This is a genomic window from Nocardia cerradoensis NBRC 101014, from assembly GCF_000308535.1.
Classification (GTDB): Bacteria; Actinomycetota; Actinomycetes; order Mycobacteriales; family Mycobacteriaceae; genus Nocardia; species Nocardia cerradoensis.
Map to the genome: position 1 here is coordinate 80,764 of NZ_BAFW01000255.1, position 15,221 is coordinate 95,984.

14 protein-coding genes and 1 pseudogene are annotated in these 15,221 nt (G+C 66.6%); 7 read left to right on the forward strand and 8 right to left on the reverse strand.

Going from position 1 to position 15,221, the window contains the following annotated elements; genetic code table 11:
• Nucleotides 1-210 precede the first annotated feature (210 nt).
• Nucleotides 211-945, forward strand: coding sequence for a TetR/AcrR family transcriptional regulator (locus tag ON23_RS27480; RefSeq protein WP_051043456.1), 735 nt, complete (start codon nucleotides 211-213; stop codon nucleotides 943-945).
• 24 nt (nucleotides 946-969) lie between these two features.
• Here the strand turns inward: ON23_RS27480 and ON23_RS27485 are convergent, their stop codons facing one another.
• Nucleotides 970-2,019: an AurF N-oxygenase family protein gene (locus ON23_RS27485; RefSeq protein ID WP_051043457.1), complete on the reverse strand. Its 1,050-nt coding sequence runs from the start codon at nucleotides 2,017-2,019 to the stop codon at nucleotides 970-972.
• Between the two features lie 314 nt (nucleotides 2,020-2,333).
• On the opposite strand from ON23_RS27485, the gene ON23_RS27490 reads away from it, so the two are divergent.
• From ON23_RS27490 to ON23_RS27515, 6 genes are all read left to right on the forward strand, one after another.
• Complete coding sequence (locus ON23_RS27490) at nucleotides 2,334-3,338, forward strand: zinc-binding dehydrogenase (protein ID WP_039781741.1); 1,005 nt, start codon at nucleotides 2,334-2,336, stop codon at nucleotides 3,336-3,338.
• Between the two features lie 125 nt (nucleotides 3,339-3,463).
• Nucleotides 3,464-4,819 carry a DUF445 domain-containing protein gene (locus ON23_RS27495; RefSeq protein WP_039781742.1) on the forward strand — a complete coding sequence of 452 codons (1,356 nt, stop codon included), beginning with the start codon at nucleotides 3,464-3,466 and terminating at the stop codon, nucleotides 4,817-4,819.
• Between the two features lie 55 nt (nucleotides 4,820-4,874).
• On the forward strand, nucleotides 4,875-5,666 hold the full coding sequence (locus ON23_RS27500) for a TIGR03084 family metal-binding protein (protein WP_039781744.1): 792 nt from the start codon (nucleotides 4,875-4,877) through the stop codon (nucleotides 5,664-5,666).
• A 369-nt stretch (nucleotides 5,667-6,035) separates the two neighbouring features.
• On the forward strand, nucleotides 6,036-6,803 hold the full coding sequence (locus tag ON23_RS27505; RefSeq protein WP_039781745.1) for a hypothetical protein: 768 nt from the start codon (nucleotides 6,036-6,038) through the stop codon (nucleotides 6,801-6,803).
• 225 nt (nucleotides 6,804-7,028) lie between these two features.
• Nucleotides 7,029-7,544, forward strand: coding sequence for an SRPBCC family protein (locus ON23_RS27510; RefSeq protein WP_039781746.1), 516 nt, complete (start codon nucleotides 7,029-7,031; stop codon nucleotides 7,542-7,544).
• A 10-nt stretch (nucleotides 7,545-7,554) separates the two neighbouring features.
• Nucleotides 7,555-8,178, forward strand: a complete 624-nt coding sequence (locus tag ON23_RS27515) for a ribonuclease H family protein (RefSeq protein ID WP_039781747.1) — start codon at nucleotides 7,555-7,557, stop codon at nucleotides 8,176-8,178.
• Nucleotides 8,179-8,356: 178 nt separating this feature from the next.
• Here ON23_RS27515 and ON23_RS27520 read toward each other — a convergent pair whose 3' ends face one another.
• The 7 genes and pseudogenes from ON23_RS27520 to ON23_RS27550 all read right to left on the reverse strand — a co-directional run.
• Entirely contained in the window at nucleotides 8,357-9,190 is an 834-nt protein-coding gene (locus ON23_RS27520) for a hypothetical protein (RefSeq protein ID WP_039781748.1), read from the reverse strand.
• Nucleotides 9,191-9,251: 61 nt separating this feature from the next.
• Entirely contained in the window at nucleotides 9,252-10,421 is a 1,170-nt protein-coding gene (locus ON23_RS27525) for an MlaD family protein (protein WP_036507346.1), read from the reverse strand.
• Nucleotides 10,418-11,512, reverse strand: a complete 1,095-nt coding sequence (locus ON23_RS27530) for an MCE family protein (RefSeq protein WP_039781749.1) — start codon at nucleotides 11,510-11,512, stop codon at nucleotides 10,418-10,420. The genes ON23_RS27525 and ON23_RS27530 overlap by 4 nt, the downstream gene beginning before the upstream one ends.
• On the reverse strand, nucleotides 11,509-12,621 hold the full coding sequence (locus tag ON23_RS27535) for an MCE family protein (protein ID WP_223273292.1): 1,113 nt from the start codon (nucleotides 12,619-12,621) through the stop codon (nucleotides 11,509-11,511). The genes ON23_RS27530 and ON23_RS27535 overlap by 4 nt, the downstream gene beginning before the upstream one ends.
• Nucleotides 12,618-13,625: an MCE family protein gene (locus ON23_RS27540; RefSeq protein ID WP_039781750.1), complete on the reverse strand. Its 1,008-nt coding sequence runs from the start codon at nucleotides 13,623-13,625 to the stop codon at nucleotides 12,618-12,620. The genes ON23_RS27535 and ON23_RS27540 overlap by 4 nt, the downstream gene beginning before the upstream one ends.
• Nucleotides 13,622-14,653, reverse strand: coding sequence for an MCE family protein (locus ON23_RS27545; protein ID WP_039781751.1), 1,032 nt, complete (start codon nucleotides 14,651-14,653; stop codon nucleotides 13,622-13,624). The genes ON23_RS27540 and ON23_RS27545 overlap by 4 nt, the downstream gene beginning before the upstream one ends.
• A pseudogene (locus tag ON23_RS27550) lies at nucleotides 14,653-15,221 on the reverse strand (mammalian cell entry protein); the annotation flags it as partial. The gene ON23_RS27545 and the pseudogene ON23_RS27550, both read right to left, overlap by 1 nt.

The following is a 15,221-nucleotide window of genomic DNA, read 5'->3' on the forward strand; positions in this document are numbered from 1 at the left end:
GGCAGACGCTGTGGAGTACTCACAGATTCAGCCCCTTCCAAAGCATGCCCCGGATCCTGTGTTTCTTCGCCTCCAGGGTTGAGCGTTACCTACTCAACTACAGGGTGTGCCGAGTTGTTCCAACCCCTTGTTCACCGGCAGCGAACGAAGGTATGACCCCACGATCGCGAAGCTCATTCGCGCGGGAACCGGTGATTTACACTCGACCGCGTGGCGATTCCCTCCGCGTCCGAACCGGCCCCGATCGGGGGCCGGCAGGCGCGGTGGCAAACGCACAACGACAATCGGCGGGGGCGGATCGTCGAGGCGTTGATCGAACTGCTGGAGGAGTCCGGCGGCGGCGAGATTTCGATGCAACAGATCGCGAAGCGCTCCGGATTGGCGAAATCCGTGGTGTATCGGCAGTTCTCGGGGCGCGACGAACTGGATCGGCGCGCTCGGAGTGTGATCGCCGAGCAGTTCATCGACACCGTCGACGCGGCGCTGGACATCTGGGACGGATCGATTCATCGGATCCTGCATCGCACGGTCGCCGCGGTCGCGGACTGGCTCACCGAGCATGCGCGGCTGTACGACTTCGCGCGCAGCGGGCCGGCGATGGGCGACCCCGACGATGTGGACGCGCTCAGCAGTATCAAGGCCACCATCGCGGCGCGGACCCGGCTGCTCGTGTCGAGCCTGGCGGGGGTGATCGGTGTGGTCGACGAGGCCACGGCCGACACGATGACCTTCGCCATCGTGTCGATGACCGAGGCGACCGTCGGCCGCTGGGCGCGCGATCCGGACCCGATGCTGAGCCGCGAACAGCTGATCTCCGAGGTCGCCGGCTACGCCTGGAGCGTGCTCGACGGCGCGGCGCGCGCCCATGGATTGACCCTGGACCCCGAACTGCCGCTGATCGAACTCGTCAACGCGCTGGCCGAGGGCGTCGACGACATCTCCTGACCGGGCGCACCGAGTCTCAGCCGGTCAGGCCGCCAACCAGCCGACGAGGGAACCGACCACGGGCAGCCGCTCCGCCACGGCGGCCGCCGCATTCCGCCGGTCGGGCTCACCGCGATACCGCGACGTATCGCCGTCGACGTGCAGCAATGTCCACAACTTGCGCGTCACCGGATTCATCAAGCCCAGTTCGTCGGCGAGTTTGCGCATATCGCCGAAGTAGCCGGACAGGATCCGGCGCGAATTCGGGGACCGCCAGAAGGCGTCCTCGATCACCTCGCGCGGAATGTCGAATTCCTTCGCGAACGAGCGCGGGGGCGCCATGATCTCACCGGCCAGCCAGCGCATCGTGATCGGAAAAGCCAACGCGCACATCGCCTTACCGAACGGACTCATCCGCTCGATATGCGCCTTCAAGAACTCGCCGGCGAAGGAGATGTGCCGGGCCTCCTCGGCGATGTGGATCTGCATGGTGCGCAGCACCGCCGGGGGCATCGACTCGCCCTCCCGGATGATCGCCTTCTGATAATGGTCGATCGGCTCCTCACCACCGAGGATGCCGATGAACAGGATGGCGTGCGCGTAGCCACCGGCCACGCCGATGAAGGGCGACAGCGCACGGAACAGCGGCCGCATCCCCGGGACGTCCACGCCGATCCGGTTGATCAGCTCCTGGAACATCTGGATGTGGTTGCATTCTTCGGTCATCTCGTGCAGGCAGTAGCGAAACTCCGGAGATCCGTTGGGGAGCTTCATGATGTACTGCATCATGCCGCGGATGAGAATGCTCTCGAAGGCGGCGCCGACCTTGATCACGTTGGCCGTGCGCCACTTTCCGATTTCGATCCTGCGCTCCAGCGGCAACGATTTGTACCAGTCGGTTCCGCCGAGCGGGTCGAGATCCGGTGACAGCACCCATCTCGGATCGTCGGGGTCGATCGCCAATTCCGGTGAATCCCAATCGATATCGAGATAGGGATCGAAATTGCGATGGACCGATCCCTCGGACAGGATCGCCAGCATCTCCCGGTAGTCGGGGCCGAATATGTCGGTGCGAATGGATTTCGACAGCGTCATCGATGTCTCCTCTGCTCTGCGGGACCCCGCACCCGGTCGGCCCGGCGCGCGGGCTTCGCGGTGTGGCTCATCGGGCCTCCTAGCTCCCGGCCCCGAGGCTCGGCCCCGGCGGCGGTCGACACCCAGCAGGTGTGGTCCTTCGAGGATATATGGGACTCGTAGTCCCACACAATCCCCCGAGCCCGGCGATTCGGCCGGCGCCCGCGACCGCACCCGCTCGCAACTCCGGCCGAAATCGCGATGTCGATGCGATACTCGACCGGGTTCGCCGGGCCCGCGGGTCCGCCCGCCCGATCCACGAGGAGTAAGCCGACATGCTGGCCGCACGCCTTCACCTGGGACCGCAACGCCGACTGGAACTCGACGATGTACCGACGCCAGAACCGGGTCCCGACCACGTCCTGATCAAGGTCGAAGCGGCGGGTGTCTGCCTGTCCGATGTCCATCTGATCGACGGGACGCTGACCCCGGTGATGCTCGCCGGTGACGTGGTGACGCTCGGCCACGAGGTCGCGGGCACGGTCCACACCCTCGGCCCGGGTGTGACCGGCGCGAAGGTGGGGGACCGGGTGCTGCTGCAGGCGGGTGAACTGCGCGACGGGGCGGTGTTCACCCGCGGGGTCGACTATGACGGCGGGTGGGCGGAGTACACCCTGGCCCGGGTCGACACCCTGGTTCCCATTCCCGACGATCTGCCCTTCGAACAGGCCTGCTTCATCCCCGACGCGGTCTCCACGCCGTGGGCCGCGATCACGGCGACCGCCCAGGTGCGGCCCGCCGAACCGGTCGGAGTGTGGGGCGTGGGCGGTCTCGGCGCCCACGGGGTGCAATTGCTGCGCATGGTCGGCGCGGCGCCCATCGTGGCGGTGGATCCGCTGCCCGCGGCGCGGGAACGGGCGCTCGGTTTCGGTGCGGATCTGGCCTTCGATCCGGCCGATCCCGAACTGCGGTCGCGGATCTTCGCCGCGACCGGCGGCGCCGGTTTGGCGGCCGCTTTCGATTTCGCCGGAGTGGCGGCGGTGCGTGAACAGGCCGTCACCTGCCTGGGGCCGGGTGGGCGGCTGGTGCTGGTCGGCCTGACCGACAAGCCGATCACGATCACCGGGGGTATCGGCTTCAGCTTCTTCCAGCAGCAATTGCGCGGGCACTACGGATCGCAGCCCGAACATGTCACCGAACTGGTGACGCTGCGGCGGCTGCATCGTCTCGATCTCGCCCGCTCGGTCAGCGCGGTGCTGCCGCTCTCGGAAGCCCCGGCCGCGGTGCGGGCGCTGGAAACCAAAGAGGGCAATCCGATTCGACTCGTCCTGCGCCCCTGAACGGGGTGCGTTTGCCCCGCCGACCAGGGCAAGTGCCGCCCCGCCGCATTGACACCGTCTGGTGCCGGTGAGAATGTGGGGACCCAGTCAACTCGCAAGTCCGCTCGGCGCAAGGGGGATCCACGATGGCGGTAGTCGCCGGCGGTGTGTTCATCGACTGGGAACAACTGACCGGACAGTCCAAATTCGTCGTGGACCTGATCACCTTCCCGATCTTCAGCGCGGTGGCCGGCTGGCTCACCAACTGGACCGGTGTGCTGATGTTGTTCTGGCCGTTGCAATTTCGCGGCGTCCGGATTCCGGGACTGAAGGTGCTGTATCCTTATTTCCCGCGCCGGGTGCAGGTGCTGCCGACGTTCTCCGGCGACGGTAAGCGGCTCGGCTTCCAGGGCTTCATTCCCGCCCGCGCGGAGAAGATGGCCAGCATCTGCGTGGATATGGCGATCATGCGGATCGGCAGTCCGCGCGATTTCATCCACGAACTGGATCTGGAAGGTATCGCCGACTACATCGCCGACCGCGCGCACGAACAACTGCAGCAGATCGTCGACGATGTGATGTACCGGGAGAATCCGGAACTGTGGCGGGCCGTACCGCGGCCGGCCAAACAGATTCTCTATCAGCGCATCGACCGTGAACTGCCGAAACTGTGCCGGCGCGGTTTCGAGCAACTCGGCGACAATGTCGACCAGCTCATCGATATCAAGAGTTTCGTCATCCGCTATCTGCAGGCCAATCCGGAGATCCTCAAGGATCTGACCACCACTATCGCCGCGCCGGAGCTGCGGTTCATGGTGCGGATCGGGTTGCTCGGCGCCCCGTTCGGTGTGCTGCTGGCGCTGTATATGCATGTCCATCACGACATTCCGGTGATCGGGTGGATCCCGGGCTGGCTGGTGGTCCTGGCCGCGGCCGCCACCATCGGCGTGCTGGTGAACATGATCGCCATCAAGATGGTGTTCGAACCCGGCGATCCGCAGCCGCGCTACAAATACCTCTGGCGGCAGGCGCTGCTGGCCAAGCGGCAACCGCAGGCCGCCGACGACCTCGCTCAGATTCTGGCCTACCAGGTGCTGACCCTGCCGAATCTGGCGGCGGAACTGCTGGACGGTCCCAACGGGGACAAGACCCGCCAGTTGGTGGAACATCTGATCGCCGACGAGATCCGCACCCAGCTGGGACCCACCCGCTCGGTGGTGCGCGCGGCCTTCGGAGCGCGGCAATTCGACAACCTGCAGGTCGGCGCCGCCGGAGCCGCGGTGAGCCTGGCGCCGAGTCTGGTGCAGGACGAGGCCTTCGCCCTGGATCAGGCGAAGAAGATCGACGAATTCGCGGCGCGGAAGCTCAAACAGCTCACGCCGGGGGAGTTCATGGAGATGTTCTACGCCTCGGTCGAACAGGACGCCTGGCTGCTGTACCTGCACGGCGCGGCGCTGGGCCTGGCGGTGGGCGCGGTGCACCTGCTGATCTTCGGTTGGTGAGAAATACAAGCACGCGTGCTTGCATTTTTTTCGGGGCGTTGCCATGCTTTCGGTCATGGCTGACCTAGAGGCGCTGCTCGACGACTTCGAGGCCGAATGCGCGGACCTGGACCGTCTCGTCGCGCCGCTGGATCCGGCCGGCTGGACGCGGGAAACGCCCGCCCCGGGCTGGACCATCGCACATCAGATCGCCCACCTGACCTGGACCGACGAGGTATCGACGATCGCGGCCACCGATGCCGCGGCGTTCGCCGAGCTACTACGCGAGGCGACCGCCACGATCGCCACGTTCGTCGACGACGCCGCCGCCGAGGTTGCGGGCACGCCAGCGCCCGAACTGCTGGAACGGTGGCGTCGCGGCCGGGCCGGTTTGGCGCAGGCGCTGCGCGCGGTGCCCGCCGGCACGAAGTTGCCCTGGTTCGGCCCGCCGATGAGTCCGATGTCGATGGTGAGCGCGCGGTTGATGGAGACCTGGGCGCACGGTCAGGACGTCGCCGATGCGCTGGGCGTGGTGCGGACGCCGACGGCGCGACTGCGCAATATCGCGCATATCGGCGTGCGGACCCGCGATTTCGCCTACGCGGTGCACGGTCGCCAGGCACCCGCGGAACCGTTCCGGGTCGAACTCACCGCACCGGACGGGTCGATCTGGAGCTGGGGTCCCGAGGATGCCGCGCAGCGCGTGAGCGGGTCGGCGTCGGACTTCTGCCTGCTGGTGACGCAGCGCCGGCATCGCGACGATCTCCCGCTGGTGACCACCGGAAGCGACGCCGCGGAATGGTTGACGATCGCGCAGGCCTTCGCCGGGCCCCCGGGATCGGGGCGCGAGGTGGGCCAGTTCGCCTGACGAGGTGCGCCTGAAGACTTCGGATAGAGCGGGCGAGCGCCGACTCAGGGTGCGACGTGCTTGTGGCCGACCGGACGCCGTTGGCCGGAGGACTTCGAGATCGCATCTCGAAGTTGACGCTCGCCAGCTTTGTCGGGTTACCCGGCGCCGTTCCGGCGCAAACCTGCGCGGCCGGCGGCCGTAGGCGGCGCACCGGCACCGTCCGGACGACCTGAACAGCGGTTTTCACGCCGCTTCGCCCGCTGTTGTGATCTTGACCGCAGGGCTCGGAATCCCCCGTCGACAGGCAGTAACCTGGACGTGCGTACGACTTTCAACGGTGCGGGTCGGCAACGAGGGGAACCAGGGGAGAGGGAAGGACGCACCGCTATGGCTCAGTCCGCGCAGTCCCGGTCCACCGGCCAAATTCTGCAACACACCGCCGTCGTACTCGCCGGGATGGCCAGTATCGGCCTGACCGTCGCCGCCGGCACCTACATCGTCAACCAGATCGGCGGTACCGGCTTGCCGGGCGTCATCGGTTCCGGCGAACGAGGCGACACCATCGTCCCCGCGCCCGGCACAGACCGATCCGAGGCGTCACCGAGCAGCACTCCCGCCACCAACGGGTCGTGGCGCCCGGCCGCCGAATCCCGTCGCCTGCCGGTCCTCTCGGCCGATGGCGCGGCAGCGCCGGTGCGCATCGTGCCCGGACCGGCGGACCGCTCACCGAACCTCGACACAGCGCCCGCGAGTAGCCGTCCGGGCGGCGTCGGGGGACGCCTGAACCTCACCGGCGACACCTACCTCGGGGCGAATCTGTCCAGGACACAACAGCATTCGTTCGCCGTCACCCTCGACACGAATGTGCCGGCCGCCCTGGGCGCGAACGGCTCCCCGGACCATCGGCAGGGCGCCGCGCAGGATGCGGTGACCCAATTCCGTACCGACGTCGACGTGCACAGTGGCGAGTTCAGCGTCGCGATGAGCGATCCGCTGCTGGGCCGCCACGACGTACAGGTTCAGCGGCACGCGCGCCCCGCTCCGGTGCCCTCGGACGGTCCGGAGCAGATTCCCGCGGACCACACCCGCGATCCGGCCGCCGATTCGACGCAGGGGGCGGTGATTCCGGCGGCGCCGGATTCCACAGTGGCATAGCGTTTCGACCTTCCTCCGGCCGGGTACCGTCAAGGTGCCCGGCCGGTTGTCGTCTGTGCCCGCTCCCGTCGAGCACACTCGAAACGTACTGGTCGTTTGTCGCATTTGTCCTCGTCAGCGGTTATCCGCCACTTGGCCCGCGGACCGCACGTTATTCCCCGGTAACCATTTAATAAAGAGGAATTCTGTAGTACTTTTGTGGCAAGCGTGGAGCAGGGAGGGCCTATGGGCCACATCAGGTACGCGAGCGACGTCGGGGCTCCGGTGGAGGTCGCATTCACGTATACCGACAACCATCTGTTCGTCCCGGATTGGATGTTCGGTATCGCAGCGTTCGAACCGGTCGGCGAGGCCGGCCACGGACCGGGTGCGGTCTACGCGGCGACGTTCCGGCTGGGGCTGTGGCATCCCACGGTCGATTGTGAGATCACCGAATACCGCCGTAACGCGGTCATCGGGTACACCCTGCGCAGGCGCCGGCCGGGGAAGGTGGCGCCTGCGCAGGACCCGGAAGCCGCACCCGCGCTCGCCACGCTGACACTGCGATTCGATCCGCTCGGGTACGGCCGGTCGGTGCTGACCTCGGAGGCCGACTACCCGCCGGCGCACGGCTGGCTGGCCCGCCCGGCCGCGAAGGCCATCGATGCGCTGGCCAAGGCGGCGGTCCGTCGCAGCGAGACGCAATTGCGCAGGGAGATCGAGGAATTCCACGGCACGGATCTTGTCGGCAGGATTGCGTAGGGTACCGGTCATGATCATCGTGAGCACCGACGGATCCTGCCTGCGCAATCCTGGCGGCGCCATCGGCTGGGCGTGGGTCAATCATCAGGGCAGTTCGGCCAGCGCCGGCGCGGCCTCCGGCACCAACCAGGTGGCCGAGCTACGCGCGGTTCTGGAGGCGATTCGCGCACATCCGGGCCCCGAACCGCTGTTCATCGAGAGCGATTCGCTGTACGCGATCAAATGTGCGTCGGAATGGCTACCGAGCTGGCGTCTCAACGGCTGGCGCACCGCCACCGGCAGCGCGGTGAAGAATGTGGAACTCGTCCAGTGGATCGATCATGCGATCGCCACCCGGCCGGGTCCGGTGCGTTTCCGCTGGGTGCGCGGACACGTCGGCAACTATTTCAACGAGCAGGCCGACAAACTCGCCGGGGAGGCCGCGCGCGCCGCCGCGGGCCGGGCCGATGCGACCCCGAACGGCATCGTCGATCTCCCGCCGTTGCCTTCCGCGGTTCGCCCCGCCGCCGCACCCGCCGAGACGCTGTCGGACACCGCCGCGACGACGCCGCTGACGGTCGTCGTCACCGACAAGCCGGCGCCGAAACGCGGACGTGCGACAGCCGAAACCGCGGACGCCCTCACCCTTTTCTGACCGGGCACGCGTCAGACCAACCGAATGGCTTCCGGCGGTGGTGGGTCGGCCCACCGCCGGAGGCGCCCGGTTGCCACCACCTCGGTCTCGTGCTCACAACCGATCATCTCGCCGAACGCGTTCCGGCCCCGCGACGGAAACCGTCACGGGGCCGGAAAGTGTTGTCCTGTAACCGGATTCAGTTACCCGGCTGCGGAGCCGGTGCGGGCTGCGCCCCACCGTTGGCCTGCGGGCTGGTACCCGGAGCCGCCTGCTGCGCACCCGGAGCGGGGCCGGAGGGGCCCATACCCTTGGTCACCGGCGAATCGAACTTCGCGACCAGCCACTTGCCGTCGTGCTTCTCCATCTGGGCCACGCCCGGAATGGTCAGCTTGTCCGGCTGCGGAACGGCCTGGTTGGTCTGCTCCTGCGTGATCACCAGCACCACGTTGGCCTGGCTGTCGTTGCCGGACTCCCACGCGCAGTGGATCTCGTCCAGCTTCGACTTGGCCTGCACACTGACCATCGCCTGCTTCAGCGTGTCCGAGGCGCCGCTGAAGAACTTGCCCCACTCACCCGTCGAAAGATCGTTGACGCTCTTGAAGTAGGCGTCGAGATCCTTCGAGTCGTAGCTGGCCACGGCCTTACCGAAATCGCACGCCGCCTTGGTCGAGTCGTCGCGCGCGGCGAGCTGATCCTCGCGGTTGTCGGCCTTCAGATAGAAGACCACCACCGCGGTGATCGCGGCCACCAGCAGCACACCCGCGGCGAAGGCCGACACGATCGGCACCCACGGAGTGCTCTTCCCGGAGGCCGACGCGGCGGCGGGCGCCGGGTCCGCGGTCCGGAGCTTCACCGTCTCGTCCGCATCGGCGGTCTTCGCGGTATCGGCACCCTTATCGGCGGCAACCGACGAGTCCGATTCGAACTTGACCGTTGCGTCCGCGGCGGTGCTGTCTTGCGCCGCATCGACCTTCTCGGTCGACTCGGCATCGTTGTTCGCCTTGTCCTTGGCGGTGTCGTCATCGGACATGAATCGATCTGTCACCTTCCCGGCATGTGGAAACCACGCCGTATGTTTCGGGCCACTCTACTTACCGCACCGGCTTCGGGGTCCGAGCGTTCGGATCGGCACCCGACGGCATCTGCGCTCCGTTGTTCGGAACGTCGGGCCGCGGCGCGTTCGCCGAACCACGAATCTGCTGGTCCGGAGGTGCGTTGGTGCAATAGTTGTACTTCGGGAACGAACCGTCGGTCACGACACTCGGTGCGACCGGCGCGTGCGAGTACTGGCAGAACGGGCGCGGCCAGATATCGAGGATCGTATAGAACTCTCCGTCGTGGGCCGGCACCCCCATGGCCGAACTGCCGACGACCAGCGACGGGAACAGCGCCCGCAGCGCCGGCAGCCGCAGCTGCGCCGCCTTGGTGACGGCCACGAAATTGGTCGCCAGGCTGGTGATCGGATCGGTGGTCTCGTCCAGCGTCGCGCCCAGCGACTTCATCTGGGCCGGGGCCTGGTCCAGCACCTTGCGGAGTTCGTCGTTGGCGTTGTTGAACTGGATGAACAACGTCGACGAGTTCTGGGTCAGGGTGCTCAGATCGGGCTGCGCGTTCGACGTGGTGGCCGCGATGGTCCGCAGGCTGGTGAGCAGGTTGGTGGTCTGCGGCAGCAGATTGTCCAGACCGGCCGTCACCAGGCTCAGTGCGTCGACCATGTCGCGCAGCTGATCCGGCCCGCCGCTGAGCGCGGTGTCGAATTCGGTGAGGATGGTGCTGAACCGGTCCGGGTCGATCTGATCGAAGAACCCGCTGGCGTTCTCCAGCACCGCCGACACCGGGGTCGGGGTCTGCACCTTCTGCGGATCGAACGGGATCACCGAACCGTCGGTGAGGTACGGCCCCTTGTCGGTTTCCGGCTGGAAGTCGATGTACTGCTCACCGGCGGCCGAGAGGGCGTGCACGACGACCTGGGTGGCCTTCGGGATCTTGTACCGGGTGTCGATCTGGGCTTCGGCCGCGATCGAGGCGCCGCGGTCCGCCAGCTTGATCGAATTCACCTTGCCGACACGGAATCCGCGCAGCGTGACGTCGTTACCCGGTTGCAGGCCGCCGGAGCGGTCGAGTGCGACCGTCACCGTGTAGGTACTGCGCAGCGGATTGATCCGCATGACGTCCACCGCCAGGTACGTCGCACCCACGACGAACGCGATCACCAGTCCGATCGTGGACAGCAGCAGTTTGTGTCGCAGCAGCCAGCTCATCGGTGGCCCCCTGTCACTCGGCCGTAGACGATCTGCAGCACCTGGATCAAACTGCCCGCCATGTCCTGCAGATCGCGCAGATCCCAGAACTTGCTGTGCGGCGGGTCGGTGAGCAGGCCGACGTCGAGCTGGGTCAGGGTCGCGGCGACGGCGAGGGTGTTGCCCTTGAACGACGCGTCGACCTTCGGCCGGATCTCGTGCAGGGCGTCCAGCGCCGGGCCGAGGTCGTTACCGGCCCGCGACAGCGCGTCCATCAGCTTGTGGACGTTCTCGAGCAGGCTCGCCAGCTGATCGTGGCTGGTCTCGGCGTAGTCGCCGAGCGCGGCGCTGGTGGTGGAGATCTTGCCGAGCAGATCGCCGATCTGCTTGTTGTTCTCCGCGATGGCGCCGATCATCTGCGGCAGCGAATCCGCCACCTGGCCCAACTGGTCGTGGTTGGCCTCGATGGTGTTGGTCAGCGCGTCGAAGCCGTTGAGCGTGCTGTCGATGCGATCGCTGTTGGCGTGCAGCGTGGTGACCACACTCGTCATCTGCTTGATCAGGCTCGCGAGTTGTTCGGGCCGGCCGCCGACCACGGAGTCCAGCTCCGAGGTCAGCTTGGTCAGCGCGGCCACACCGCCGCCGTTGAACAGCATCGAGACCGAGAGCAGCAACTCCTCGACGGTGGCCCCGGCCGAGGTGTGGTCGATGCCGATGGTGTCGCCGTCCTTCAGCATCGGCGTGGTCTCGTCGGACTTCGGCTTCGACAGCGCCACGAAGACGTCGCCCAGCGGAGTGGCCTGGCGCAGTTCGGCGGTGGAATCGCGCGGCAGCGTGATGTCCTTGCGCACATCCATGTCGACGATGGCCTGGTAGTTCTTGGTCGCGATGTGGGTGACCACACCGACATCGGAACCACCGATCTTGACTTTGGCCTGATCGGGCAGGTTGAGCGCGTTGGCGAAAATCGCGTGCAGGGTATAGGTCTCACCGGACTGCCCCGGTTTGGGCAGCGGCAGACTCTCCACGGTCAGACCGCAGCCGGAGGCCGCCACGGTCGCCGAGACGCCGAGGGCCAGCCAGGTGCGCCGCAGGCGCGTCGATACCGTCATTTCGTCAGTCCCAACAGTGCGGCGGACAACCCGAGGTCGGGTCCGAAATCCTCGATCTTGCCGGTCCGGCAGCCGTCGGCCTTCATCTGAATGCGTTCACAGAACAGGCTGACGACCTCACCGGACAGAGCGGTGCCGAGCACCGCGTGCAGGCGGACGAAGCCGCGGTTGCGGTCCATCGAACGGTCCAGGTTCTGCAGCAGCAGCGGCGCCACGTCGACGGTCTCGACCACACCGGCCGCGTTCTGCCGCAGCTGGTCGGTGACCTTGGTGAGCCCGGTGAGGCTCTCCGACAGCTGGCTCTGGTACTGGCTGAAGACGCCGCTGGTGTTCGCCAGGAAGTCGTTGAGCTGGTCCAGCGTGGCCTGCAGACCGGGCGCCTGCTCGGCCAGCAGCGACGACATCTGGGTGACCTTGTTGCTGAAGTCGCGCACCGACTGGTCGTTGTCGGCCAGCATCGCGGTCAGCTCGTTGAGCTTGATGATGATGGTCGAGATGGCGTCCTTGTTGTCGACGCCGACCTTCAAGGCTCCCGACAGCGCGTTCAGCGTGTCGCGGATCCGCTCGCCCTGGCCGTTGACCATGTCGTAGAGCAGCGTGCCCGACAGCGGGCCCTGGGTCTGGCCGGGCGCCGGCTTCAGCGCGGCGGTGAACTGGTCGATGGTCTTGATCATCGTGTCCAGTTCCACCGGCGTGCGGGTCTGCTGCACCGTGAGGTGCGTGTTGTCCGGCAGCTTGGGCCCGCCGGTGTAGCGCGGGGTCAGCTCGATGTGCCGGTTCGTCACGATCGAGGGCGACACGATCGCCGCCGTCACATTCTTCGGGATCTCCACGTCGTGGTTCACCGTCATGTGCACCTCGACGAACTCACCCTTGGGGATGATCTTGTCGACCTTGCCGACCTCGAGGCCCAGCACGGTGATCGGATTGCCCTCGAACACACCCGCGATATTGCGGAAGTCGGCGGTGATGTGGGTCGAACCGCCCACCGCGTTCTGCACCGAACCACAGCTGCCGGCCACCAGTGCGACCGCGCCGATCGCGACCGTCTTCGCGGCGCGAGCCCGCCATGTATTCAGGGCGCGGTCCCGCCTTGTTTTCCGCATCATCCCTGGCACCCCTCGATCACTCGCGCGAAGCACAACCAGTTGTCCGGGAACAGCCACGGCACACCGACCTCACCGTAGGGGCCGTTGCCGAAGACGTTGTTGAACTGCCGCAGCGACGCGGGCATGATCGTCAACAGTTTGTCCAGGTTGTCCTTGTTCTTCTGCAGACCCTGGGCCATGGTGTTCAGCTGTTCGATGGTCGGGCCGAGCTGGTTGTTGTTCTCCGCGCCGATCTGCTGCAGCTGCTTGGTCAGGGTCGCGGTGTTGTTCAGCAGTTGCTTGAGCAGCTCCTGGCGTTCCATCACCCGGCCGGCGATGGCCTCGCCCTGGGTGATCACCAGCAGCACGCTGTTGCGGTTGTCGCCGAGGATCCGGGTGACCTTGTCCAGATCCTTGAGCAGACCGTCGACCTGGTCGCGCCGATCGTTGATGGTCTTGGCGAGCGCGCCGACGCTGTCGAGCGCCTGCGCGGTCAGCTGCGGCGAACCGTCGATCTGGTCGCCGAGCACCTTCAGCGATTCGGCCAGCTTCTGGGTGTCGAGCGCCTCGAACTTCGGGGTGCCGATCTGCACCACATCGGCCAGGTCGTAGGGAACCTTGGTGTTGGACTTGTGAATCCGGTTGCCCGGCAAGCCTTTCCCGTTGCCCGGGTCGAGATCGACGTAGCGCGCGCCCAGCAGCGTGGCCATCTTGATGGAGGCGCGGGCATCGGGGCCGAGCTTCACGTCGTTGTTCACGTGCAGGGTGATCAGCACGTGGTCACCCTCGAGCTTCGCCCCGGCGACCGTGCCCACCGGCACACCGACGAGGTTCACCTTGTCACCGGTCTGGACGCCGGCGGTCTGCACGAACTCCGCCTGCACGTCCTTGGTGCCGACGCCCAGCTTCTTGTACCCGCTGGAAACCACCAGCAGCACCACGATGAGGACGGCGCCGATGACGCCGAGCCAGAAGAAGCGGTTGCCCTGGAAGCGATTCTTGATTCGCGTACCGAATGTCGTCATGGGCGGCACACCGCCGAGTGGTTGGGTCCACCGATCTGGCTGACCAGACCTCGCGGCAACAGCACCCCGTAGAGCGAGATGTCCAGCGTGCACAGGTAGGCGTTGGCATAGGCGCCGTCGGAGGTGAACTTGCCCACGTCGGCCAGGATGCCCGGCAGGTCGACCGCGGCCTGATCCAGTTTGGCGCCGTTGTTGATCAACATGGTCAGCGCGTCGGTGGACGAGTTCTGCGCGGCCCTGATCTTCGGCTGCACCTGATCGACCATGTTCACCAGGGAGCTGGTGGCATTCGCGATCTGGACGGTCGAAGCCTGCAGGGACTGCCCCTGCTCGTAGAGCCCGCCGATCAGCGCACGGGTCTGGGTCACCAGAGTCTCCAATTCGTCACCTCGTTTCGCCAGTCCCGACATCACGCCCGACAGTTTGGTGATCACATCGGCCAGGATGACGTCGCGTCGCTGGAAGTCACCGGCCAGTGCGGCGGCCTGGGTGATGAACGAGCTCAGCGAAACACCGTCGCCCTGCAACGCCTGGATGAAGGTGTTGGTCAGATCGTTGACCTGCTGGGGCTGCAGGGTTTCGAACAGCGGCTGAAAACCGTTGAGCAGACCCGAGATATCGAACGAGGGTTCGGTGCGGTCGACCGGGATGGTCGCGTTGTTGCGCAGCGCCGAATTGTCACCCTTGTTGCCCGGCGCCAGCGCCACATAGCGCTGGCCGATCAGATTCTGGTACCGGACAAGGGCTTTGGTGTTGCCGTACACGGTCTGGTCGGTCTGCACGATGAACGACACCTTGGCCTGGTGCTGTCCCTCGACCTCGATCTTGGTGACCTTGCCGACGCGCACGCCGGCCATCCGGACGTCGTCGCCCTCGCGCAGGCCCAGCACATCGGTGAAGATCGCCGAGTAGCTGTGGGTGGAACCGTTCACGGTGCGCGCCAGCGTATTCCAGATGACCACGGTCACCAGGACCGAGACGATGGCGAAGATACCGAACCCGATCAGCGGTTTGCGAATTCCTCTCATCAGCTGGCACCGCTTTCGGATACTTGCAAGGTTCCACCCCTCAGGATCGAGCTCAGCAGCAGATATTCGGCAGTCGTCGGATCCCGGCCGAGCAGCGCGCTCATCGCGTCACGTCCGGTGTAGTAGGCGATCGGCCCCGCGGCGGGCTTCTGCCCGTCCGCGGCCGGAGCAGCGGCCGGAGCCGGTTGCGGCGCGGGGGCCGCGGGCGCACCCGGCAGGCCGGGCAGCTGCGGGAACAGCCCTTCCAACGGGGTTCCGGCGAACGGGTTACCCGGCTTGGGCGCCTGCTGCGGCGCGGCCGTCTGCGCGGTGTCACCGGTGGTGACGCCCGGGATGGCGGGCAGGCCCGGCATCGGCGGCAGCTTGGGCAGTCCCTGCGACGCGTCCAGCGTGCGCGGCTTCAGGGCCGGCGTCGGCGGGCCGATATCGGCGACCACCGGAGCGGTGCCACAGCTCGGCGCCGCCATGTCGCCGTAGCGCGGGCAGTCGGACCGGTCGTACGGCTTGTACGGCGTGAAGGTCAGACCCGCGTTCCAGATCATCTGCTGCTGCGGACCCCAGTGGAAGG